1 protein-coding gene is annotated in these 290 nt (G+C 62.1%); it reads left to right on the top strand.

The annotated features are described in order from the left end of the window. Positions 1–290 (top strand): DDE-type integrase/transposase/recombinase (locus tag OC446_RS30760; protein WP_262032638.1); only part of this gene is annotated, 290 nt, incomplete at both ends.

Genomic DNA, 290 nt, shown 5'->3' with positions numbered 1-290 from the left:
AAGGTGCATGTACGGTTCGGGGAGGAGAAGCGCACTTGCGCTTCTTACTCCACTGTGGACGAACGAGGGTTGGCTGTACCTGGCCGTGATCCTCGATCTCTTTGCGCGGCGGGTGGTCGGCTGGGCGGTCAGTGACAGCCTCCACAAGGAGCTGGCTCTCGAGGCACTGCGCAAGGCTCTGGCGATCCGAAGACCTGGTGAGGGGCTGATCCATCACGCCGACCGCGGCAGTCAAGACGGATTCAAGCAGTCGTCGCAACACGTATTCTGTTGCCCTCCCGCAGCCACTC

Origin of the sequence: Microvirga sp. Mcv34 (assembly GCF_024519725.1) — a bacterium.
Taxonomy (GTDB): Bacteria; Pseudomonadota; Alphaproteobacteria; order Rhizobiales; family Beijerinckiaceae; genus Microvirga.
This window is presented reverse-complemented; position numbering and strand designations above follow the sequence as displayed.